Consider the following 21,779-nt stretch of genomic DNA (forward strand, 5'->3'; position numbering starts at 1 on the left):
ATACAAATTTTTGCAAGGAAAAACAAGTAGATTGATATTTAAAATATTAATATTCAGTGCGTTAATTGTATTTTAAGGAGTGACTAATTATTTTTTTTAAAATCACTGGGTATTTTTTTATTCCACCGAATTTTCATCTGGTGGATATAAGGGCAGTTATGATGGTTTTTTTGGAACCACGAGATATTTTTCTCAAAACGGACAATGGAATATTGGAGTAAAATACAAAAGGATATTCAAGCCGTAATAAATGAACCAGACGCCAAAGAATTATTTGATTTGATGAACAAGAAATATGCACACATCCATCAAATAGGCTACCGCAGTATGCCTGAAAATATGTATTTGGATTGGTTGGTTTCTTTGAGAACGGAAAGGGCGAAATATGAGGGTAAAAGACTTAGTGAATAAGGTTTACTTTTTCGAAAACTCATCTTGCTTCTTAGAAACAAGCTTACTAATCATAAAAAAGGTCGCTGTTTTTCCAGCGACCTTTTGTGTTTTATTAATTGGAAAAGCTAATCAATTCCTTTTTCTCTGCATTGTAGAGATGAAACTCCAACATCTTGAAAGAATCTCTAGGAATGATTGTTACCCATTTTTTGTACTTCAGAAACCATTTGTTCTGGATGCTTGCCAGACCTTTGGTCAGATAAGCTTCTACAAATGGATGCACGTGAAGGAAAAGCTTTCCTTTCTCTGTCTGCATAAGTGTTTTGATAGAATCTTCCATCTTTTCGATAATCACGATCGGGGCGATGATCTCGCCGTCCTTATTCGGATTTTCTTCGTTGGTTTCTATGCTTTTTTCTGCGCGGACGCGCTGTCTTGTCATTTGGATCAGACCAAACTTCGAAGGTGGGAGAATCTTGTGTCTTGCCTTGTCACGCTTCATTTCGTCCCGGAAATGTTCGTACAGTTCCTTTCTGTGTTCTGCATCTACCATATCAATAAAATCCACCACGATGATGCCGCCCATATCACGAAGACGAAGTTGCCTTGCAATTTCTGTGGCTGCCATTTTATTGACTGTCAATGCGTGCATTTTATTAGTAGAAGATGAAGAAATATTGTTTCCGGAATTCACATCCACCACGTGAAGTGCTTCTGTATGCTCGATCACGAGATACGCACCTTTGGAAGCGGGGATATTCACGTGTTTCCCGAAACTCTGCTTCAACTGTTTTTCGACATTGTAATATTCCAAAAGCGGAATATGAGAATCGTAAAACTGAACGATGTTTTTTCTTTCAGGAGCAATGACCTCGATGTAAGCTTTCATATCTTCTACCATTTTTTCGTCATCACAGATGATGCTGACAAAATCCTGGTTGAAGTTGTCGCGAAGAATAGAAGATGCTTTGTCTTCCTCACTTAGGATCTTACTCGGAACTTTATTTTTCTGAATATTTTTGAAGCTTGTTTCCCACTTTTTCACCAGCTGATTCATATCATTATGAAGTTCAGCTACTTTTTTTCCTTCTGCTACTGTTCTGATGATGACCCCAAAACCTTCCGGACGGATACTTTCGATCAAAGTTTTGAGGCGTTCTTTTTCAGCACCGTCACTCACTTTTTTGGAAATCGAAATTTTGTTATCAAAAGGAATTAGAACCAAAAATCGTCCTGTGAGAGAGATTTGCGTAGAAATACGTGGCCCTTTGGTAGAGATTGGTTCTTTTGTGATCTGAAGAAGGACAACATCACCGGCAGTCAGTACTTTGTCCACCATTCCCATTTTGTCTATATCCTTGGCATGTTCAGCATTTTTGAGACTTGGCGTCTGCTGTTTTTTGGCGAGGGTATTTTTGAGAAACTTCTTGTAGGAGAGAAATTGTGGGCCTAGATCCTGATAATGCAGGAATGCATCTTTGTCTGTTCCAATGCTTACGAAAGCAGCGTTTAAGTTCGGGGCAAGTTTTTTTATTTTCCCTAAAAAAAGGTCTCCAACTACAAAATCGGATTTGGTTTTCTGCTCGTGAAGTTCAAAAAGGCGTCCATCTTCCAACAATGCGATCTTTGAAGCGTCTTCCTCATTGGAAATTATCAGTTCTTTCTTCATAACTTCATAAACTGGTTTTTTTACTAAGATTAGGTTGTAAATATAAAACAAAAATATAGTTGGCAATAGAACCAACTATATTTATATGTGTAAGACGTTAAAATAATAAATTATTTCTTCTTATGTCTGTTTGCTCTTCTTCTTTTCTTTCTTTTGTGAGTTGCAACCTTATGTCTCTTTCTTTTTTTTCCGCTTGGCATAATTTATATTTTTATACGTTAGTTAATTATTTTATTTTACTGCAACTTTGGTTTTCACTTTTTCTACAAAAGTTTTTGAAGGTTTGAAAGCCGGGATATTATGAGCAGGGATCTCTATTGCTGTATTCTTAGAAATATTTCTGCCTGTCTTAGCCGCTCTTGTTTTGATGATGAATGACCCAAAACCTCTTAAGTAAACGTTATCTCCGTTATACATAGACGTTCTGATCTCCTGCATGAAAGCCTCTATAACTTTCTGTGTATCATTCTTTTCTACTCCCAGCTTGTTCGAGATGGTATTTACCAATTCTGCCTTTGTCATTTTCTAATTTTCTTTATATTTTTGGTGTGCAAATATAATACATATTTTTGAAAACAAACAAACAAAATGCTGATTTTCTTCACATTGGAAAAAAGCTCATAAAGTGGTACGATACGAATGCCAGACAACTTCCCTGGAGAGAAAACCAATATCCTTATCATATATGGATATCCGAAATCCTTTTGCAACAAACGCAGGTCAAACAAGGTCTCGGACATTACCTCAGGTTTATAGAAAGATTCCCGAATGTAGAGGAACTTCACCAAGCTCCCGAAGACGAGGTATTGCTTTACTGGAAAGGCTTGGGCTATTATTCCCGGGCAATCAATCTTCACAAAGCGGCGCACCAGATCATCGAGGAATTTGATGGGAAATTCCCGACGCATTACCAGGATATCCTGACACTCAAAGGTGTCGGAAAATACACCGCTGCTGCAGTGGCAAGCATTTGTTTCGATGAAAAAATACCGGCGGTTGATGGTAATTTCTACCGGGTTTTGTCGAGGATTTTTGCGGATAGTTTTGATATGTCAAACTCTAAGGCGTTTCAATATTTCACAGATCTGGCCTTATTAATTATGCCAGAAGACAAACCAGGTGACTTTAATCAGGCCATTATGGACATTGGTTCGGAAATTTGCAAGCCCAAAAATCCACTGTGCGGTGACTGCCCGGTGAATGATGACTGCATCGCCTTCCAAACTGGCAGAATCTCCGAATTCCCCGTGAAAACCAAAAAGACAAAAGTCACAGATCTGAATCTGAAATATTACTTTATCAAATTTCAAAACCAGTTTCTCATCAAACAAAGAGCTAACGATTTCATCTGGAAAAAACTGTATGAATTCCCGACTTCGGTTCCTGGAGCTTGGGAAGAATTGATCATCCAATCCAAAATCATCAACCACAAACTGACGCATAAAAACATGACGATAGAGATCAACACCATCGCATTGGAATCAAAAAAAGAACTTGAAAAATGTGCCTCTGATTATGACTATTTGATTGTTGATGAAAACCAAGCTGACGAAAAATCTTTCCCAAAACCATTAGAAAATTTTTACAAGCAAAGAGAGATCCCGGAAATTGGAAAATTTCCTTTTTAAACTAATTTCAAAATATTAATTGAACTTCAGTATATTTGCCGAGATTTTGGTTCCCGAATGTTTCGGGATTAAAAGGGAATGAAGCGTAAATCTTCAACTGTCCCCGCAACTGTAGATCGCAACAAAAGTATTTTGCAACAATGCCATTGTCTGCCCAAGGTGGATGAGAAGGCGCAAAATCAGCGAAAGTCAGGAGACCTGCCAGAAATAATTTAAAACAAATGCTTTCGGAGGAAAGGCAGGTTATCATGAAACGTTTATTTACATTTTTTTCTCTGCTCGTTCTGCATCAGGTTTCCGCTCAGGAAAGACTGATTGATACTGTATTTATCGACAATCAATTCGCTAAAGTTTCGAAAACAGCAAAAATCAACCATCTAAGTTCTGATAAAATTCTGGAAAATTCTACTTCTTTATCCGATCTTCTAAGGTTCAACTCCAATATCTACATCAAAGAAAATGGCCGTGGTGCCACTTCATCGCCCTCTTTCCGGGGAACTACAGCTCAACAGACGGCTTTTGTATGGAACGGAATCAATGTCAACTCACCTTTTCTGGGACAAGGCGATCTAAATACGATGAGTCCGCTGAGTTATGAAAATGTCGCAATCAAATATGGTGGTGGCAGCGTGATCTATGGTAGCGGTGCTATTGGCGGTTCTATTCACCTAAACAACACATTGCTTTTTAACCGTGGTTTTGAAGGAAAACTTTTCTCAGAATACAGTTCGTTTACGACAAGTAACTCGGTTGCGTCGGCAAAACTCAGTACAGCAAATCTAAGCTTCAATGTTAACATCAACCATTCGCAAAGTGAAAACGCGTATGAAGTGGAAGAAAAATATTATAAGAACAGAAATGGCGCGTATCAAAACTCAGCATTCAATCTTGGAATGGCGCATAAAATATCCGCTGAAAATGAGTTGTATTGGCAGACCCAACTGTTTGACGGTGTTCAAAAATATGCCCTTTTATCTGAATTTTCTACACCCACAAAATATGACACCCAAAATTTCCGAAGTCTTCTTGGCTGGAAATTGAAGAAGACAAAACTCAGCAACGAATTCAAAATTGCGTATTTGACAGATGATTACCAGTATTTTGCAAATTCTGACAGAAAGGACTCTAAAAGTGGAGGTAGTTCCGGACAATATATTTTAAAGACCGATTTTAATTATGCTTTCACTGAAAAATCTTCCATCAATACAATCTTAGAGTACAATTATATAAAATCTGAAAGCCTTAATACCAACCGTTTGCCTTCCAACAGAAATCAAGGCTCTATTGCAGTTTTATACCGAAATCATGCATTGAAAAACCTGTTCCTGGAAGCTGGCGCCAAGAAAGATTTCGTAGAAGATTTCGTCAGTCCTTATCTGTTTTCTGCCGGAATTGAATTCTTGCCAACATCTTGGTATCAGATGAAATTTAATCTCTCAAAAAACTTCAGAGCACCAAGTTTCAATGATCTGTACTGGGAACCAGGTGGCAGTTTAGATTTAAAATCTGAAACTTCTCACCAGGCAGAATTATCTCAAATGCTTAAATACAAGAACTTGAAATTTTCCGTCACATCTTACATTATGGACATCACAGATATGATAAGATGGATTCCCAACCCAACTGGCTTGTACGCAGTCACCAATACAGAAAAAGTCAGATCCTGGGGCCTGGAAGCGCAGATTGGATATGATTATACCAAGAATCACCATCAGGTAAAAACGCAAATTTCCTATTCCTACACCAAATCTACAGATGAAAAACTGAAAAAGCAGCTGCCTTACGTTCCTTTTCATAATCTGAATGGTTTTTTTTCTTATCAATATAAAAGGTATGAGATTTTTGCTCAGGGCCTCTGGAATGGAAGAATCTTCAGCGATTCTGAAGAGTCGGAAAAATTGGCTTTGGAGTCCTTCGCCCTATGTAATGCCGGTGTATTTGTACAAATCATCAGAGGTGCCAAAGTCGGGATCAAAGTCAACAATATTACAGACAAAATTTACAGAACTGTCTACGGTTATTATATGCCGAAACGGAATTTTGCCGTCAATTTGAATTTAAATTTTTAATCTATAAAATCTTATGAAAATCAGAAAATTACTAGCAGGCTTTTTTGCCGCAACATTGCTTCTAACAACAGCCTGTAAAGACGATGAATTTATCGAAACCGACGGCGGCACAAAAGGCGCTTATGAAGGTGGGATCCTGATGGGTATTGAAGGTGGTTTTAATAAGAACCAAGCAGAAGTGTCTTATCTTTCTGCCGATCAGTCTACCTTCCTGGAAAATATCTTCGCAACCAATAATGCGAACCAGCCTTTAGGAGATATTTTGCAGACGATTGCCTTCAAAGACGACAAGGCATTCTTAGTAGTTAACAACTCAAATAAAGTAGACGTTGTAGACCGTTATACTTTTAAAAAAACGACCACTTTCCAGGTGGAGCAACCAAGGGGAATTGCATTTACAGGTAACTATGTGTATGTTACAAGCAACGATTTCTTCAGCAAATACGAAGTGAATGTTTATAACGCCTCCACTTTTGCACCAGTTAAAAAATTATCTTTTAACAGATATGCCGAAAAAATCGTGAATGTTGGAGATCAAATCGTGGTACAGACCGACGGCTCTACGTACGAAAGCACGCCTCCTTACAACGAAATTCCATCAGGGCATACGATCACGACAATCAATTCCGCAACCAACACGGTGGATAAAACCATCACACTCACAGACAACGGCATCATCAGTGATTTAGTTTCCGGAAACGGCTATGCGTATGTACTTTCTACAGGAAATTCAGATTCTTACATTTATGAAATCGATGCAAAATCCGGCACTTTCACCACTTCCAAATTAACTGGAATAAGAGCCAGTAAACTGAGATTCTCAGACAACAAATTGTACTTTGCAGACTCGGATGGCAACATTTACAGCAAGGGTACCGCAGCCACTACCACCGCTACAAAACTTTTCAAATACAGCAAAACAACAGGATTATATCTATACGGATTTAATATTATCGATGATAAAATTTACATCTCTGACGTTAATTTCAATGGTCCAAGCAAGATCTTCATTTATTCTATGCAAGGAACTTTGACGAAAACATTTTCGGCAGGAGTGGGCGTTAATGCCTTTTACAAAAATTAATTTTCATTAGTTAATTACGCTAAGAGCCTTGTCAAAATTTGACAAGGCTTTTTTGGAAACACTCCAGTATTAATGAATGCAGATTTAAGCATACTATTTGCATTATCCAAAACTCAAAAAATAAACCTTAATTTTGTAAAAAATTCGCAATGAGGGAAAAGATTGTCATTATCGGAGGTGGTTTCGCAGGTTTGCAAATTGCACGTCATCTTAACAACCAGGGAAAATACAAAGTCATGGTCATCGACAAGATGAACCACCACATGTTCCAGCCGTTGTTTTATCAAGTAGCAACAGGCCGAATCGAGCCATCCAATATCTCCTTCCCCTTCAGAAAAATATTTCAGAAATCCAAGAATATCCAGTTCCGGATGACGGAGGTGAAACAGATCATCCCAGCCGAAAATAAAGTCATTGGAGACGACGGCGTTTTCACGTACGACAAACTCGTGATCGCGACTGGTTGCAAAACCAACTTTTTCGGAAACGAAAAGATGCAAAAGCTGGCACTGGGAATGAAAAACACGCAGGAAGCCATCACGATCCGAAATCATATCTTAATGACTTTCGAAAAAATGATTATTGAAAGAAAAGCCAGTGATGATGGAAATTGGAACCTTGTCATAGTAGGAAGCGGACCAACAGGCGTGGAATTAGCGGGTGCATTTTCTGAAATGAAATCCAGCATACTGCCAAGAGATTATCCAAGAATGAATTTCTCAGATCTTAACATCATTCTCATCAGTTCCAGTGACAAACCTCTGGACGCAATGAGTCAGGAATCCCAAGATGCTGCAGAGAAATATCTGATTCAGTTAGGCGTCACTTTCATGAAAAATGAGCGCGTCACCGATTACGACGGTGAGGTGATCTATATGAAAAGCGGAAACTCTATCCCAACCAACAATGTCATTTGGGCAGCCGGTGTCACAGGCAATATCATTGATGATTTTAACAAAGAAAATCTGATAAAAAACAGATACATCGTCGACAGATACAACAAAGTAAAAGGCTTCGATAATATTTTTGCCATAGGTGACATCGCTTACATGGAAACACCAAAGTATCCGCAGGCACATCCTCAGTTAGCGAATGTCGCCATCAATCAGGGGAAAAATCTGGCTCGTAATTTCAAAAAAAAATCTGAAAAAGATTGGAAACAGTACGAATATACAGACCGCGGATCCATGGCCACCATTGGGAAACACCGCGCGGTGGTAGATCTTCCGAAATTTAAATTTCAGGGATTCCTTGCTTGGTATTTCTGGATGTTCTTACATTTGATGCTGATTCTGAGTGTCAGAAACAAGATCGCAATTTTCTTCAACTGGATGTGGAGTTACATCAATAAAGACTCTTCATTGAGGCTGATTATTGCACCAAGCAGAAAAAACGCAACAGAACAGTAATATAATCGATAGTTGCAAATCATAATTGATTGCAATTCATCACTTATCACTATCATTCATCATTTATTAATATGCGCATAGACATCATAAGTGTACTTCCAGAACTGATGGAAAGCCCATTTCAAACTTCGATCCTGAAAAGAGCAATGGAAAAAGGATTGGCAGAAGTGCATTTTCACAACATCAGAGACTGGAGCACCAGCAAACATCGTAAAGTAGATGACGAGCCCTACGGTGGTGGCGCAGGAATGATCATGACGGTAGAACCACTGGATCTCTGCATTTCTGAATTGAAATCCCAGAGAGATTACGACGAGATCATCTATCTCACGCCAGAAGGCGAAACGCTCAACCAAAGAATTGCCAATACCCTTTCTATCAAAAAAAACCTGATTTTCCTTTGTGGACATTACAAAGGCGTCGATCAACGTGTACGGGACCTCCATATTACCAAAGAAATTTCTATCGGCGATTATGTTTTAACTGGCGGCGAACTAGCAGCCTGTGTTTTGGCAGATTCGATCATCCGGCTCCTGCCCGGTGTTCTAAATGACGAGCAGAGCGCTTTGACAGACAGTTTCCAAGATAATCTTCTTTCGCCGCCCATTTACACAAGACCGGAAACTTACAAAGGATTATCTGTCCCGAAAATCTTACTGAGTGGAAACTCCGCTGCCATAGAAGATTGGCTGCACGATGAAGCCGTACGAGTGACGAAGGAAAGACGACCTGATCTTTTGGACTAATTTCCGTAAATAAAAACCACACTTTTAACCCACGGGTTTTCATCCTGATGAAGGTGTTACAGCGGCTCATTTATACGATCCGAAAACCAAAACTAGCGTTATCGTTTGGGAAAACCAAGCGAATGAAAACTTCGGTATTGCTTATTATTTTGAGCAGGAAATCAGAAAGATTGTGAACGATTCTAAACTGTTGAATTGATATTATCCAATGAAAAAATCAATATTAATCCTCTGCCTCGCCCTTTTCTCTGCTCAGGCCTTTGCTCAGCACTTGCTTGAACTTCGGAAAGAACTTAATGGGATCATCTCCACAAAGAATGCAACAGTTGGTGTTTCTATAAAAGGAATTGAAGATGAAGACACCTTGAGCATCAACGGCAATATGAAGATGCCAATGATGAGCGTTTTCAAATTCCATATTGCATTAGCAGTTTTGAGTGAAGTGGATAAGGGTAAACGCAATTTGAAACAGAAATTTTTCATCAAAAAAGAGGATCTAAAGAAAGATACTTGGAGCCCAATGCGTGAAGAATTCCCGGATGGAAACATGGATGTGACCTTAGACCAATTGTTACGCTACACCGTTTCCCACAGCGATAATAATGGTTGTGACATTCTTTTGAAATTAATCGGCGGTACAGAAGCAGTTCAGAAATTCATCAATAAAAGCGGAATAAAAGATTTCACCATCAAAATGAATGAAGACCAAATGCGAACTTGGGAAAATCTTTACATCAACACCACAACACCGATAGCTACGACAGAATTATTAGAGAAATTCTACAAAGGAAACATTCTGAAAAAAGCTACTACAAAATATCTTTACCAAATAATGGTGGAATGTTCGAGAGGAACAACTTGGATGAAAGCTGGACTTCCCGACGGAACAGAATTGGCGCACAGAACAGGAATTTCCGGAACGAATGATAAAAATCTGCGTGTCGCAATGAACGATATTGGAATAGTGAAACTTCCGAATGGAAGACATTTTATCCTTTCCATTTACCTGAAAAACATCACCGAATCAAGGGAAGACACGGAGAAAATCATCGCCGATATCACAAAAGCCACCTGGAATTATTTTATCAATAAATAAACAGCTTTGGTTTTGGAATAATTTATGATTTTCATAGTCGAAATATACCTTTCTAAATATGTTTAGAGAGGCTTTTTATTTATTTTTTTAATGATTATCTTTATTCAAAATTGGATTTATGCAGAAGACGGTTTATAATAAAAGTGAGTTGCGCAATTTTGTGAATGACAGCATTTCCGGGAAAGTAAAAACGCTTGAGTTTTACCTTAATTTCTCTCTGGAAGCCAGCCGAGACATCAAGAAAACTTCAAAATACGATTCGATAAGAGAAGAAATCCAAGAAGAAATTTATCTTCTGGACAAACAAATGGTGTCGCTGAAAAATATGCAGCGGGCGATGAGAAAAGTCCTGAATTCGGTTTCGGATCAGGTAAAACTCGGCTCATTGGTCATCACCAACAAAGCACGTTTTTACATCTCGGTTTCTTTGGGAGAATTTTTCTTCCAAGGCGACCGCTTCTATGCCATCTCGCCAGAAAGTCCAATGGCGCAGACGATGATGGGAATGAAACCCGGCGACTCCTTCGTCCTGAACAAGATTGGGCAGGAGATTGTGGAGGTTTTTTAAAATCCCAATCCTTTGCAGGGGTCGCGAAAATTTGAACAATTTTTGACGGGGGTAGTTACTACTTGACTCTTTTTTCTTTCCTCTTTGCTCTTTTGTTTTTCTTCCCGTATCTTTGAATATGGAAAACGCTACAATTTTAAAAAACATCATAGAAAAGCGCAGAAGCATCTTCCCAAAAGATTACTCTGATGCAGAAATCCCCCAACATATTCTTGACGAAATCCTAAGCAACGCCGTTCTAGCTCCCAATCACAAGCGTACGAAACCTTGGCGTTTCAAAACTTTCCGAGGCGAGGAAAAACAAAAGCTTGGAGTAGAACTTCAGACAATCTATAAAAACGCTACACCGGAAGCGCAGTTTCTGCAGAAAAAATACGATGATATCGGGTTCAAAATCTCAAAAGCGAATGCAGTGATTTCGATTGTTGTCAACTACAGTGGGTTGGTTCCGGATTGGGAGGAGATTGCAGCCGTTTCTATGGCCGTTCAGAATATGTATTTGACTTGTACGGCACATAATATCGGTTGCTACTGGAGTTCTCCAAAAATTGTTGAGCAATTGAAAGACTCTTTCACCATCGAAGACAATCAGCAATGTTTGGGTTTGTTTTATATGGGAAGCCTGGCTTAGATCTGTACTTTTTGCCAAAGCCTAGCCCTGATTGAAGTGGAAATCCTTTTTTGCGCGGGCTTCCAGAACCATGGTTTGACAAAACGTGAAGCAAAAAAGATTGCAACGGAAAGCAGGTTCCCGGCTCCTGAAAAATGTTATGTGACAATATAATTTTCAAATTGGTAGATTATTAGATTTTCAAATTGTTACATTAAAATATTTTTCTATCTTTGCGCACTTAATATTTAACCGGGACGTGTTCCCAAAATTTTAAAATTTATGTCAGTAAAAATCAGATTACAAAGACACGGATCTAAAGGGAAACCTTTTTTCCACATCGTGGTTGCAGATTCTAGAGCTAGAAGAGATGGTAGATTCATCGAAAAACTAGGGATCTATAACCCAATTACTAACCCTGCTACAATTGAATTGAATGTAGATTCTGCTGTACAATGGTTGAACAACGGTGCACAGCCAACTGACACTGCAAGAGCGATCCTTTCTTACAAAGGAGCTTTGTACAAAAAACACCTTCAAGGCGGTGTTGCTAAAGGTGCTTTTGACGAGGCTGAAGCTGAAAAGAGATTCGGTGCTTGGTTGGAAAGTAAAGAAGCAAAAGTACTAGGTAAAGTTGAAGGTTTATCTACAGCAAAATCTGACGCTAAGAAAGCGGCTTTGGAAGCTGAAGCTAAAGTAAACCAAGCAAGAATTGATGCTGCTGCGAAAGCTGAAGCTGATGCAAAAGCTGCTGAAGAGGCTGCAAACGCACCTGCTGAAGAAGTTGCAACTGAAGAAACTGCGACTGAAGAACCAACTGCTGAAGCAGAAGGAACTGAAGAAACTCAGGCTTAATTCTTTACAAAAAGATACAATCTCAAAGACACGATAATCTCGTGTCTTTGTTGTTTAATAAAAACCAATTTGTTTCCCCAAACTTAACGGGAGAAATTTGATTTTGACTTCGTCGAACCACTTCGCTAGGTTTCTTCCAGCCTTTAGGGCTGGGGAAAAGAAGAAAATTAATTTTTGAAATCATGAGAAAAGAAGACTGCTATTTTTTAGGAACCATCACCAGAACGCACGGCTTGCAAGGCAACGTGATCCTGAAACTGGACACAGACCAACCTGAAATGTACGATAAACTAACATCGATTTTTTTGGAAATCAATGGTTTGCTGGTGCCTTTTTTTGTTGAAAAACAGCAATGGCAGAGAGGCGATACCAAAATCATCACTTTCAAAAATTCTTCCGAAGCTTTGGTCAATCAATCCATTGGGAAAGGTGTTTACCTTCCGCTTTCTACGCTTCCTGCACTGACTGGGAAAAAATTCTATTACCACGAGGTTATAGGTTACGAAATCCGTGAAGAGGATGGAAAATCTTGTGGCACTATTGTCTCTATCAATGATATGACGACTCAGAACTATTTCTTTCTGGACCTTTCCGGAAAAGAAATCGTGATACCGATTATCAAAGACTGGATCCTGGAAGTCAACCGTGAGGAGAAATTTATCAAAATGTTTTTGCCGGAAGGTTTGATGGATGTTTTCCTGATTCCTTCGAAAAAAGACGAGTAATCTCTAAATCGAATTCTTCACACTTTCGATTCTCTCCAACATACAATTGAAAAATTTTTTACGATCGCGTTGTCCGGAAAAACTGAGCGATGTTGAGCTCTTGATTTGATGCTGAAAGAAATTGAGTGCGTCATCGCAAGTACTTTGGTCGTCCGTCATCATATAGCCAAACATATTGAATGGCACAAAAAGCGATGATTTTTCTTCATTTTTGAATAGAATACTATTGTTCAGAATCAAAATATCGTGGGCATAAATATGGAAATTTTTGTTTTTATTTTCTGCTTTTTTCTCGATGCTTTTGACTAATATTTTTAGTTCTTCGAGAATTAATTTCGCTGTTTCCTTGGACAGAATTTCGATTTCTGAATAAAATAAAACCTGGTTCAGAATGCTGGAAATGGTCGTGTTGTTCCAAATTTCTGTCACGTTCAAATTTTCATAAAGGTTTTTCAAATCCTCACTTTTGTCAGAATATCGTTCTAATTTGAAATCGTCGAATGGTTGCATAAAATCTTTTTCATTAAGAAGATTCATCCAGACAAACAACTTAAATCTCGACAACACAGAGTCCGAAATCGTATAAAAAAACGGAATATCCTTCGCGGAATAATAAACCTCAGTTTCTTTATTGATTTTGAAATCGTTCAGAAGATGCAATGCGTCATCAAAATAATTGAGCAAATCCGTAACCGTTCTGATGGGCTTGGTTTTCTTCGCAATGATTTGGTTGTTACTTTCCATAAAACTGTCGAGCGAAATATTATAGAATTTTGCCAAAACCAGACTTTCTTCCAGAGAAAATTTAGATTTCATCGAGGTTCTTCGGTGCGATGCGTCGTAACTGATGTTGAGAACATTGGCAATCTCATCGTTCAGAGATTTGTCTCCAATCTTGCTTCGAATCTGTTTCAATAAAAGTTCCTGATACATCTTTTGCGATTTTCACAAATTTAGAAAAAACATTAATTCTTTTCCGCATTGAGAAGCTTGAGTTTCAAATATAATTTTGACTCATAATTAAAATCAACTGTTATGAAAACGAAATTATTAATACTCTCAATTTTTATTTGCACCTTCTTTTTTGGACAAGATTCCTTAAAGCAAGATTTAAAACCAAAATCCGCGTTGGTCACTTTCAATCCTTCAAAAGTTGCAAGAAATACAAATGGGTTAAATCTCGGAATTTTTGATGCCTATCAGAAACAAAGAATCAATGGCATTAATATTCAAGCTAATCCTGTAACGTTATTATATTTATTAATTCCGAAAGCTATTGAACTTCCTAAAGAAGGCGAGGAAACTGTGACCGTAAATGGCCTTCATATTTCGACAGGAGGAATGATGGACGGCAAAAAATTAAACGGAATCGGGATTTCTATGTATCATATTTCTCAGGAGACCAACGGTATTTCGATAAATGGATTCAATAGTAATATTGGAAAAATGCATGGCGTACAAATCTCCTGGCTGAATAACTCTATCGAAAAAGGAAATGGACTTCAACTTTCATTTTCAAACGGGGCTGAAAAATTCAATGGTTTTCAAATTGGTCTCGCTAATGAGATTAATTCAGGAAACGGTGTTCAAATTGGGTTTTATAATTCTACTAAAAAACTAAAAGGTCTGCAAGTAGGCGTCATTAATAAATCCGAAAACAGAGGTTTGCAAATCGGATTTTGGAACAAGAATTCGAAAAGAACTTTACCATTAATTAATTTTTAAAGCGATGAAATTCTTATTTATATTCTTGGGAATTATTCTGGCGAATGCTCAGAATCAAACCGAAAGCAAAGATTACAAGTTGATTGTCGAATTAGGAATCATTTCTGATAATTCTTCAAAAATTTCAAAACCAAATCCCGCGTTTGCTTTTGGAATCCGGTATCGATATCCAATGGAAGCCGATACAAGATTGGAATTAGGAGGAAATTTGAAATCCGGAGCGACTATTTACAATTTCGATTACGGAAAGAATGGAAGTTTTTATAAAATCGAATCCAAAGGCTATATTCTTAATCTTGGAGGAAGGCTTGTGAAGGAATTTTCTATTAATAATCAAAAAATAGAATGGATAAGCGAGTTAACATTCAACACACTTTTCGTGGACGGAACCGGAATTCCGGACGATCCAATCCGTGAACCTGAAATTGAAAATACGACTCAAATCATCATCGATGCAGAATCTATTCCCACTTTGCAATTTGGGCAAGGACTGCGGATTTGGAAAGGAAATATTGGAATTGGAATCAAAGCCAGCATCACACCGTATGGACTTTGGTACAAAACAACTGTTCCAAATCAATTCAATGTATTTTCCGCAGAAGCGACGATTTCTATAAAACTTTAAATCATTAAAATGTACTACATCTTAATTACAACGTTTTTTCGTAAATTTGCACTCACTAATTTTTGATAATGAAACGACAGACAATTAAAGACCTATTAGCAGATTACAAAAAAGTATTACATCACGATATTACCATTCAGGGTTGGGTGAGAACATTCCGTGCGAATCGCTTTATTGCCCTTAACGACGGTTCCACAATTAATAATTTGCAGATTGTTGTTGATTTCGAAAATTTTGATGCCGATATTATTAGTAAAATAAGCACAGCTTCTTCTCTTAAAATTGTAGGTGAAGTAATAGAAAGTCAGGGTGCAGGACAAGCCGTAGAAATTATAGCTAAAAAAATTATCATTTTAGGCGACAACTTTTCTGAAGAAAGAGAAAAAACTATTCTTCAGCCAAAAAAACACGCTTTGGAAACGATAAGAGAGCAGGCACATTTGAGATTCAGAACCAATGTTTTTGGAGCGGTTTTCAGAATCCGTCACTCGGTGAGTTTTGCGATTCACTCTTTCTTTAATCAAAATCAATTTTTCTACATCAACACGCCAATTATTACCGGAGCCGATGCAGAAGGCGCTGGCGAAATGTTCGGCGTTACCAATTTTGATCTTAATAATATGCCGAAAACCGAAGAAGGCGACATCGATTTTTCTCAGGACTTTTTCGGAAAGAAAACCAACTTGACCGTTTCTGGTCAATTGGAAGGCGAAACTGCAGCGATGGGATTGGGAAGAATTTATACGTTCGGACCAACCTTCCGTGCAGAAAATTCTAACACAACGCGTCACTTAGCTGAGTTTTGGATGATTGAGCCAGAAGTGGCGTTCAATAATCTTGAGAATAACATCGACCTTGCTGAGGATTTCTTGAAATATGTAATCCAATACGTTTTGGATAACTGCAAAGACGATTTGGAATTCCTAGACAAACGTTTCGAAGAAGAGCAAAAATCAAAACCGGAGAAAGACAGAGCAAAAGAAGGCTTGATAGAGAAACTCACAAACGTGGTTGCGAAGCGTTTCAAGAGAGTTTCTTACACGGAAGCGATTGAGATTTTATTAAATTCAAAAGAAAATAAAAAAGGCAAATTCCAATATCCGATTGAGAAATGGGGAACAGATTTGCAGTCTGAGCACGAGAGATATCTGGTGGAGAAACACTTCGAAACGCCAGTTGTCCTTTTCGATTATCCGAAAGAAATCAAGGCCTTCTATATGAAACTGAATGACGATGGAAAAACGGTTGCCGCAATGGACGTTCTTTTCCCAGGAATCGGCGAAATCATCGGTGGATCTGAAAGAGAATCCAGACACGATGTTCTTCTTGAAAAAATGAAAGACTTCGGTGTTGATGAGCACGAACTTTGGTGGTATCTTGATACGAGAAAATTCGGTTCTGTGCCGCACGCTGGATTTGGTTTAGGATTGGAAAGATTAGTTCTTTTCGTAACTGGAATGACGAACATCAGAGACGTGATCCCTTTTCCAAGAACACCTAAAAATGCAGAATTTTAGGCATTAATTAACATATAAAAAGCAAATTCCTTCAGTTATTATTGAAGGAATTTTTTATTAACTTTACTTAAAATTTTACAATGAGCACAATTACTTTACATAACGAATCTGAAAATCAATTAAAATTAATTGAAGCGCTTTTGAAGGAATTGAATATAAAATTTGAGGTTTCGAAAAAGGAAAAGTTAACAGATTGGCAACAAAAGCAATTGCAAGAAGGTATTGACCAAGCTAAGCGAGGTGAATTCTTCACTGAAGATGAAGCTGAAAAAATCCTTGATAAATGTTTCAAATAAAATGGACGAAAAAAGCTTTGCTAGATTTAGCAGAAACTTTAAAATATTGGAATATTCATAATTCATCCGAAACTTATTCAAAAAAGTTGAGACTTGAAGTAAAGAAAAAACAATTAGAGCTCTCTGAAAATCCTAAAATTGGAATAAAGACCGTCTTTGATGAAATATATAAAATTAAAATTCTTAAATATTATTCATTATTTTTCAGAATTGAAAAAGGCACAATTGAAATTCTTGCGTTTTGGGATAACCGAAGAAATCCAGAAAATCTTGAACCATAAAGCAAAAACCTTCAGATTCCTTTGAAGGTTTTTTTGTTAACTTTTATTAACTCATCAAAAATCGTGCTAAACTTGTTGTTTTTTGAAAATTATTTTTTAACTTCGTAAACGTTAATCATAACTGATAAACGTTACCAATATGCTAAAGCAAAATCTACAAATGCGACTTGGGCAGAAACTTGCCCCTCAACAAATTCAACTGATGAAGCTGATACAACTTCACACTTTGGAGTTTGAAGAAGAACTCGAGAGAGAGCTTGAGGAAAATCCTGCTTTGGAAAAAGTCAACGAAGAAGAAAGCAAAGAAGATGACTACACAGCGGCAGAGGAAGCATACGAAAACGAAGGTACGGAAAGCATAGAAACAGATTTCGATGTCAATGATTATCTTTACGATGATGAGCCTAATTACAAAACCGCCAGCAGCAATTATTCTGCGGACGATGAAGAGTTTGACAATCAATCCTTACTGACAGAAGGACAAACGCTTTATGATTATCTTCTGGAGCAAATCCGACTATCAACCGTAGAAGAAGACGATTTGAAAATCTGCGAATATGTGATTGGAAACCTTGACACAGACGGCTATCTGAGAAGAGACATCAAATCTATTGTGGACGACCTCGCCTTTTCTCAAGGAATTTACACCACTACAGAACGAGTGACTTACATCCTTGAAAATTATGTTCAGAAACTGGATCCACCAGGAGTTGGTGCACGGGATCTAAGAGAGTGCCTTTTACTTCAAATCGAGAAAAAAGTAAGTTCAAATCCTGTTGTCATTTTGGCAGGAAATATCTTAAGAAATCAATTTGATGCACTGGCTAACAAACATTACAATAAAATCCTTCAAAAATACGACATCGAAGAAGAAGACCTAAAAGAAGCTTTGGACGAAATCGCAAGACTTTCGCCAAAAGTAGGTGGAAACTTCGATACACAAACAATCACCATCAATCAGGAGATTATTCCGGATTTTGTACTCCAAGTCAAAGACAATCAGGTGACCGCCACATTGAATAACAAAAATGCACCTTCTCTTCGTGTATCGGATGAGTATAAGGAAATTTTGACCACTTATTCCCACGACAAAAAATCCGCAGAACACAAGCAGGCAGCGCTTTTCATCAAACAAAAACTGGATGCCGCAAAATGGTATATTGACGCCATCAACCAAAGGCAGAATACATTAATGCAGACTATCACGGCAATTGTAAAACTTCAAAAGGATTATTTTATATCAGGCGATGAGAAAAATATCAGACCAATGATCCTCAAAGATGTTGCAGATATCACAGGATTTGACATTTCTACGATCTCAAGGGTGGTAAAAAGCAAATACGCCGACACACCCAACGGAATTGTTTATTTGAAAAATCTGTTCTCAGACTCTCTAACCAATGATGACGGCGAGGAAGTTTCTACCAAAGAGATCAAACAACATTTGCAAGAAGCCATTGACAAGGAAAACAAAAGAAAACCCTGTACAGATGATGCTTTGGTAGGCATTTTAAAAGAAAAAGGCTACAACATTGCCAGAAGAACGATCGCAAAATACCGCGAACAGCTGAATATTCCGGTAGCCAGATTAAGAAAAGAACTATAATAGAAACAATCCCGACTCATTTTCGGGATTTTTCCTTTTGTTTGATACAGAATGATCATTAAATTAACCATATAATTAACATTCCATTAAAGTTATTTAGAAAGATTACAAACTGTATTTTTGTGACATTTCTCAATGTTACTTGAGTCAACTATTTTCTAAATTTGTGGAAATTCAAATAACAAACAGAATTATGGCAGGGATTACGTCTTCTATAGGCAGAAAATATGCTATGGCACTTTCAGCAATGTTTTTGCTGATTTTCTTGGTGATACATTTGTCCACCAACATGATCTCAATCTTCAGTGAGGATACTTTCAACGCCGCTTCCCATTTTATGGGATATAATCCGGCCGTTCAGTTTCTGATGCAGCCGATTTTGATCTTCGGAGTTGTTTTCCATTTTGTAATGGGTTTCATTCTAGAAATCAGAAACAACAATGCTAGACCAGTGAAATATGCGATGAACCAAGGTTCTGCTAATTCTACCTGGATGTCGAGAAATATGATTATTTCTGGCGCTGTGATATTAGCATTCATTGCCTTGCACTTTTATGATTTTTGGCTTCCAGAGATCAGTTACAAGTACATCCAAGGTAATAACCCGGACGAGATCAGATACTGGGAAGAATTGCATCACAAATTTCACGATTTGTGGAGAGTGGTGCTTTATGTGATTGCTTTTGTATTATTAGGTCTGCATCTGGCACACGGATTTCAGTCTTCTTTCCAATCTGTTGGAGCAAGACATCCTAAGTACACACCTTTTATCAAAGCGTTTGGAAACTGGTATTCTATCATTATTCCATTAGGATTTATCATCATCGCAATTTATCATTTCGTTACTCAATAATAACAACATAAATTATGGGTTTAGATTCCAAAATTCCTGCTGGTCCTATTAAGGACAAATGGAAAAATCATAAAGATCACATGAACTTGGTTGCGCCTAACAACCGGGACAAAATAGATATTATCATCGTTGGAACAGGTTTAGCCGGAGGTTCTGCCGCTGCTACACTTGCCGAGCAAGGTTATAATGTAAAGGCATTCTGTTATCAGGATTCTCCAAGAAGAGCGCACTCTATCGCAGCTCAAGGTGGTATCAATGCTGCTAAGAACTATCAGGGCGACGGAGATTCTACTTACAGATTGTTCTATGACACCATCAAAGGTGGCGATTACCGCGCTAGAGAAGGCAATGTTTACAGATTGGCGGAAGTTTCCGCAAATATCATTGACCAATGTGTTGCACAAGGTGTACCATTTGGAAGAGAATATGGCGGACAATTGGACAACCGTTCATTTGGCGGCGTTCAGGTCAAAAGAACTTTCTACGCAAAAGGACAAACCGGACAGCAGCTATTATTAGGCGCCTATTCTGCGATGAGCCGTCAAATTGGTAAAGGCAGAATCAAAATGCACAACCGTCACGAGATGCTTGATCTTGTCATCGTAGACGGAAAGGCCAGAGGAATCATCGCAAGAAATCTTGTCACAGGTGAAATCGAAAAACATTCTGCTCACGCGGTGGTGATCGCATCAGGTGGTTACGGAAATGTGTATTTCCTTTCTACCAATGCGATGGGATCCAACGTTTCTGCAGCTTGGAAAATTCATAAAAAAGGAGCCTATTTTGCAAACCCTTGTTATGTACAGATCCACCCGACTTGTATTCCCGTTCACGGAACGCAGCAGTCAAAGTTGACCTTGATGTCAGAATCTCTTAGAAACTCAGGAAGAATCTGGGTTCCTAAAAACATTGAGGATTCTGTAGCCATTAGAGAAGGAAAATTAAGACCAGAAAATATCGCTGAAGAAAACAGAGATTACTATCTCGAAAGAAGATATCCTGCATTTGGGAATTTGGTTCCAAGAGACGTCGCTTCCAGAGCTGGAAAAGAGCGCTGTGACGCCGGTTACGGAATCGAAAATAATGATACAAAAGAAGGCGTTTACCTTGATTTCTCAACAGAAATCATGAAAAAAGGTAAAGAAACCGCTATCGAGAAAAATATTCATAATCCGACAGATCAGCAAATCTATGATCTTGGAAAAGCTTGGATTGAGGAAAAATACGGTAATTTATTCGTCATGTACGAGAAGATCACCGCTGACGATCCATACAAAACGCCAATGAAGATCTATCCTGCAGTGCACTACACCATGGGTGGTGTATGGGTAGATTACAATCTACAGTCTACAATCCCTGGATGCTTCGTCATCGGAGAAGCCAACTTCTCAGACCACGGGGCTAATAGACTTGGAGCTTCTGCTTTGATGCAAGGTTTGGCAGATGGCTATTTTGTATTACCTTATACGATCGCAGATTACCTATCCTCAGATATCAGAACCGGAAAGATCCCAACAGACACGCCGGAATTCAACAATGCTGAACAGGAAATTAAAGAAAAAATCAATTTCTTCCTAACCAATAAAGGAACACATACAGTAGATCACTTCCACAAACAATTGGGTCACATTATGTGGAACAAAGTAGGAATGGGAAGAACGCCAGAAGGTCTTAAAGAAGCCATCAAAGAAATCGAACAAGTGCGAAATAACTTCTGGAAAGATGTACGAGTTCCTGGTGATGCAGATAATATGAATCCAGAATTGGAGAAAGCTTTCAGAGTGGCTGATTTCTTGGAATTGGGACAATTGATGGCGATTGATGCATTGAACAGAAATGAATCTTGTGGAGGACACTTCCGTGAAGACCATGCCACACCGGAAGGTGAAGCAGAACGTGACGACGTGAATTACAAATACGTTGCAGCTTGGGAATACAAAGGTATGGACATCAATCAATCCGTAGTACACAAAGAAGATCTTGTGTATGAAAATATTGAAGTTAAAGCAAGAAGTTACAAATAA

Annotated in this window: 22 protein-coding genes and 1 riboswitch; of the genes, 19 read left to right on the forward strand and 3 right to left on the reverse strand. The window is 38.2% G+C overall.

Going from position 1 to position 21,779, the window contains the following annotated elements:
* Positions 1–204: 204 nt before the first annotated feature.
* Entirely contained in the window at positions 205–411 is a 207-nt protein-coding gene (locus F564_RS0101955; protein WP_028121119.1) for a hypothetical protein, read from the forward strand.
* 94 nt (positions 412–505) lie between these two features.
* On the opposite strand, the gene F564_RS0101960 is transcribed toward F564_RS0101955, so the two are convergent.
* Positions 506–2,062, reverse strand: a complete 1,557-nt coding sequence (locus F564_RS0101960) for an Rne/Rng family ribonuclease (RefSeq protein ID WP_028121120.1) — start codon at positions 2,060–2,062, stop codon at positions 506–508.
* A 231-nt stretch (positions 2,063–2,293) separates the two neighbouring features.
* Complete coding sequence (locus F564_RS0101965; protein WP_027383593.1) at positions 2,294–2,584, reverse strand: HU family DNA-binding protein; 291 nt, start codon at positions 2,582–2,584, stop codon at positions 2,294–2,296.
* A gap of 47 nt (positions 2,585–2,631) precedes the next feature.
* On the opposite strand from F564_RS0101965, the gene mutY reads away from it, so the two are divergent.
* The 10 genes from mutY to rimM all read left to right on the forward strand — a co-directional run bounded on the left by mutY (position 2,632) and on the right by rimM (position 12,852).
* Entirely contained in the window at positions 2,632–3,690 is a 1,059-nt protein-coding gene (mutY, locus tag F564_RS18550) for an A/G-specific adenine glycosylase (RefSeq protein ID WP_051259529.1), read from the forward strand.
* Positions 3,691–3,720: 30 nt separating this feature from the next.
* Positions 3,721–3,910, forward strand: a riboswitch (cobalamin riboswitch).
* Positions 3,911–3,938: 28 nt separating this feature from the next.
* Positions 3,939–5,759 (forward strand): TonB-dependent receptor plug domain-containing protein, encoded by a 1,821-nt coding sequence (locus tag F564_RS0101975; RefSeq protein WP_028121121.1) that lies wholly within the window; start codon positions 3,939–3,941, stop codon positions 5,757–5,759.
* A gap of 13 nt (positions 5,760–5,772) precedes the next feature.
* Complete coding sequence (locus tag F564_RS0101980) at positions 5,773–6,843, forward strand: YncE family protein (RefSeq protein WP_028121122.1); 1,071 nt, start codon at positions 5,773–5,775, stop codon at positions 6,841–6,843.
* Positions 6,844–6,992: 149 nt separating this feature from the next.
* Positions 6,993–8,252: an NAD(P)/FAD-dependent oxidoreductase gene (locus F564_RS0101985; RefSeq protein WP_028121123.1), complete on the forward strand. Its 1,260-nt coding sequence runs from the start codon at positions 6,993–6,995 to the stop codon at positions 8,250–8,252.
* Positions 8,253–8,323: 71 nt separating this feature from the next.
* Positions 8,324–8,998 (forward strand): tRNA (guanosine(37)-N1)-methyltransferase TrmD, encoded by a 675-nt coding sequence (gene trmD, locus F564_RS0101990; protein ID WP_028121124.1) that lies wholly within the window; start codon positions 8,324–8,326, stop codon positions 8,996–8,998.
* Positions 8,999–9,206: 208 nt separating this feature from the next.
* On the forward strand, positions 9,207–10,094 hold the full coding sequence (bla, locus tag F564_RS0101995) for a class A beta-lactamase, subclass A2 (RefSeq protein WP_028121125.1): 888 nt from the start codon (positions 9,207–9,209) through the stop codon (positions 10,092–10,094).
* A 118-nt stretch (positions 10,095–10,212) separates the two neighbouring features.
* The gene (locus F564_RS0102000) at positions 10,213–10,662 is read left to right on the forward strand and encodes a GreA/GreB family elongation factor (protein WP_028121126.1); all 450 of its coding nucleotides are present in this window, start codon (positions 10,213–10,215) and stop codon (positions 10,660–10,662) included.
* 118 nt (positions 10,663–10,780) lie between these two features.
* Positions 10,781–11,293 (forward strand): nitroreductase family protein, encoded by a 513-nt coding sequence (locus F564_RS0102005; RefSeq protein ID WP_028121127.1) that lies wholly within the window; start codon positions 10,781–10,783, stop codon positions 11,291–11,293.
* A gap of 261 nt (positions 11,294–11,554) precedes the next feature.
* Positions 11,555–12,127: a 30S ribosomal protein S16 gene (locus F564_RS0102010; RefSeq protein ID WP_028121128.1), complete on the forward strand. Its 573-nt coding sequence runs from the start codon at positions 11,555–11,557 to the stop codon at positions 12,125–12,127.
* Positions 12,128–12,309: 182 nt separating this feature from the next.
* Positions 12,310–12,852, forward strand: a complete 543-nt coding sequence (gene rimM, locus F564_RS0102015; RefSeq protein ID WP_028121129.1) for a ribosome maturation factor RimM — start codon at positions 12,310–12,312, stop codon at positions 12,850–12,852.
* Between the two features lie 3 nt (positions 12,853–12,855).
* Here the strand turns inward: rimM and F564_RS0102020 are convergent, their stop codons facing one another.
* The gene (locus F564_RS0102020) at positions 12,856–13,785 is read right to left on the reverse strand and encodes a hypothetical protein (protein ID WP_028121130.1); all 930 of its coding nucleotides are present in this window, start codon (positions 13,783–13,785) and stop codon (positions 12,856–12,858) included.
* 102 nt (positions 13,786–13,887) lie between these two features.
* Here F564_RS0102020 and F564_RS0102025 point away from each other — a divergent pair, with 102 nt between their 5' ends.
* The 8 genes from F564_RS0102025 to F564_RS0102060 all read left to right on the forward strand — a co-directional run bounded on the left by F564_RS0102025 (position 13,888) and on the right by F564_RS0102060 (position 21,779).
* Positions 13,888–14,577, forward strand: coding sequence for an LA_2272 family surface repeat-containing protein (locus F564_RS0102025; protein WP_028121131.1), 690 nt, complete (start codon positions 13,888–13,890; stop codon positions 14,575–14,577).
* A gap of 4 nt (positions 14,578–14,581) precedes the next feature.
* Complete coding sequence (locus F564_RS0102030; RefSeq protein WP_028121132.1) at positions 14,582–15,202, forward strand: hypothetical protein; 621 nt, start codon at positions 14,582–14,584, stop codon at positions 15,200–15,202.
* Between the two features lie 68 nt (positions 15,203–15,270).
* Positions 15,271–16,719, forward strand: a complete 1,449-nt coding sequence (gene asnS / locus F564_RS0102035; RefSeq protein WP_028121133.1) for an asparagine--tRNA ligase — start codon at positions 15,271–15,273, stop codon at positions 16,717–16,719.
* 80 nt (positions 16,720–16,799) lie between these two features.
* The gene (locus F564_RS0102040) at positions 16,800–17,015 is read left to right on the forward strand and encodes a DUF2683 family protein (protein ID WP_028121134.1); all 216 of its coding nucleotides are present in this window, start codon (positions 16,800–16,802) and stop codon (positions 17,013–17,015) included.
* Positions 17,003–17,296: a type II toxin-antitoxin system RelE/ParE family toxin gene (locus tag F564_RS0102045; protein WP_028121135.1), complete on the forward strand. Its 294-nt coding sequence runs from the start codon at positions 17,003–17,005 to the stop codon at positions 17,294–17,296. The genes F564_RS0102040 and F564_RS0102045 overlap by 13 nt, the downstream gene beginning before the upstream one ends.
* A gap of 139 nt (positions 17,297–17,435) precedes the next feature.
* The gene (rpoN, locus tag F564_RS0102050; RefSeq protein ID WP_028121136.1) at positions 17,436–18,902 is read left to right on the forward strand and encodes an RNA polymerase factor sigma-54; all 1,467 of its coding nucleotides are present in this window, start codon (positions 17,436–17,438) and stop codon (positions 18,900–18,902) included.
* Between the two features lie 193 nt (positions 18,903–19,095).
* Positions 19,096–19,755 (forward strand): succinate dehydrogenase cytochrome b subunit, encoded by a 660-nt coding sequence (locus F564_RS0102055; RefSeq protein WP_028121137.1) that lies wholly within the window; start codon positions 19,096–19,098, stop codon positions 19,753–19,755.
* A gap of 14 nt (positions 19,756–19,769) precedes the next feature.
* Positions 19,770–21,779 carry a fumarate reductase/succinate dehydrogenase flavoprotein subunit gene (locus F564_RS0102060; RefSeq protein ID WP_028121138.1) on the forward strand — a complete coding sequence of 670 codons (2,010 nt, stop codon included), beginning with the start codon at positions 19,770–19,772 and terminating at the stop codon, positions 21,777–21,779.

Source organism: Epilithonimonas tenax DSM 16811 (assembly GCF_000428485.1).
Classification (GTDB): Bacteria; Bacteroidota; Bacteroidia; order Flavobacteriales; family Weeksellaceae; genus Epilithonimonas; species Epilithonimonas tenax.

Bases quoted from the DNA above. Each gene is read 5' to 3' on its own strand.
- F564_RS0101955 (WP_028121119.1), top strand. From the start codon at position 205: ATGGAATATTGGAGTAAAATACAAAAGGATATTCAAGCCGTAATAAAT.
- F564_RS0101960 (WP_028121120.1), bottom strand. From the start codon at position 2,062: ATGAAGAAAGAACTGATAATTTCCAATGAGGAAGACGCTTCAAAGATC.
- F564_RS0101965 (WP_027383593.1), bottom strand. From the start codon at position 2,584: ATGACAAAGGCAGAATTGGTAAATACCATCTCGAACAAGCTGGGAGTA.
- F564_RS0101975 (WP_028121121.1), top strand. From the start codon at position 3,939: ATGAAACGTTTATTTACATTTTTTTCTCTGCTCGTTCTGCATCAGGTT.
- F564_RS0101980 (WP_028121122.1), top strand. From the start codon at position 5,773: ATGAAAATCAGAAAATTACTAGCAGGCTTTTTTGCCGCAACATTGCTT.
- F564_RS0101985 (WP_028121123.1), top strand. From the start codon at position 6,993: ATGAGGGAAAAGATTGTCATTATCGGAGGTGGTTTCGCAGGTTTGCAA.
- trmD (WP_028121124.1), top strand. From the start codon at position 8,324: ATGCGCATAGACATCATAAGTGTACTTCCAGAACTGATGGAAAGCCCA.
- bla (WP_028121125.1), top strand. From the start codon at position 9,207: ATGAAAAAATCAATATTAATCCTCTGCCTCGCCCTTTTCTCTGCTCAG.
- F564_RS0102000 (WP_028121126.1), top strand. From the start codon at position 10,213: ATGCAGAAGACGGTTTATAATAAAAGTGAGTTGCGCAATTTTGTGAAT.
- F564_RS0102005 (WP_028121127.1), top strand. From the start codon at position 10,781: ATGGAAAACGCTACAATTTTAAAAAACATCATAGAAAAGCGCAGAAGC.
- F564_RS0102010 (WP_028121128.1), top strand. From the start codon at position 11,555: ATGTCAGTAAAAATCAGATTACAAAGACACGGATCTAAAGGGAAACCT.
- rimM (WP_028121129.1), top strand. From the start codon at position 12,310: ATGAGAAAAGAAGACTGCTATTTTTTAGGAACCATCACCAGAACGCAC.
- F564_RS0102020 (WP_028121130.1), bottom strand. From the start codon at position 13,785: ATGTATCAGGAACTTTTATTGAAACAGATTCGAAGCAAGATTGGAGAC.
- F564_RS0102025 (WP_028121131.1), top strand. From the start codon at position 13,888: ATGAAAACGAAATTATTAATACTCTCAATTTTTATTTGCACCTTCTTT.
- F564_RS0102030 (WP_028121132.1), top strand. From the start codon at position 14,582: ATGAAATTCTTATTTATATTCTTGGGAATTATTCTGGCGAATGCTCAG.
- asnS (WP_028121133.1), top strand. From the start codon at position 15,271: ATGAAACGACAGACAATTAAAGACCTATTAGCAGATTACAAAAAAGTA.
- F564_RS0102040 (WP_028121134.1), top strand. From the start codon at position 16,800: ATGAGCACAATTACTTTACATAACGAATCTGAAAATCAATTAAAATTA.
- F564_RS0102045 (WP_028121135.1), top strand. From the start codon at position 17,003: ATGTTTCAAATAAAATGGACGAAAAAAGCTTTGCTAGATTTAGCAGAA.
- rpoN (WP_028121136.1), top strand. From the start codon at position 17,436: ATGCTAAAGCAAAATCTACAAATGCGACTTGGGCAGAAACTTGCCCCT.
- F564_RS0102055 (WP_028121137.1), top strand. From the start codon at position 19,096: ATGGCAGGGATTACGTCTTCTATAGGCAGAAAATATGCTATGGCACTT.
- F564_RS0102060 (WP_028121138.1), top strand. From the start codon at position 19,770: ATGGGTTTAGATTCCAAAATTCCTGCTGGTCCTATTAAGGACAAATGG.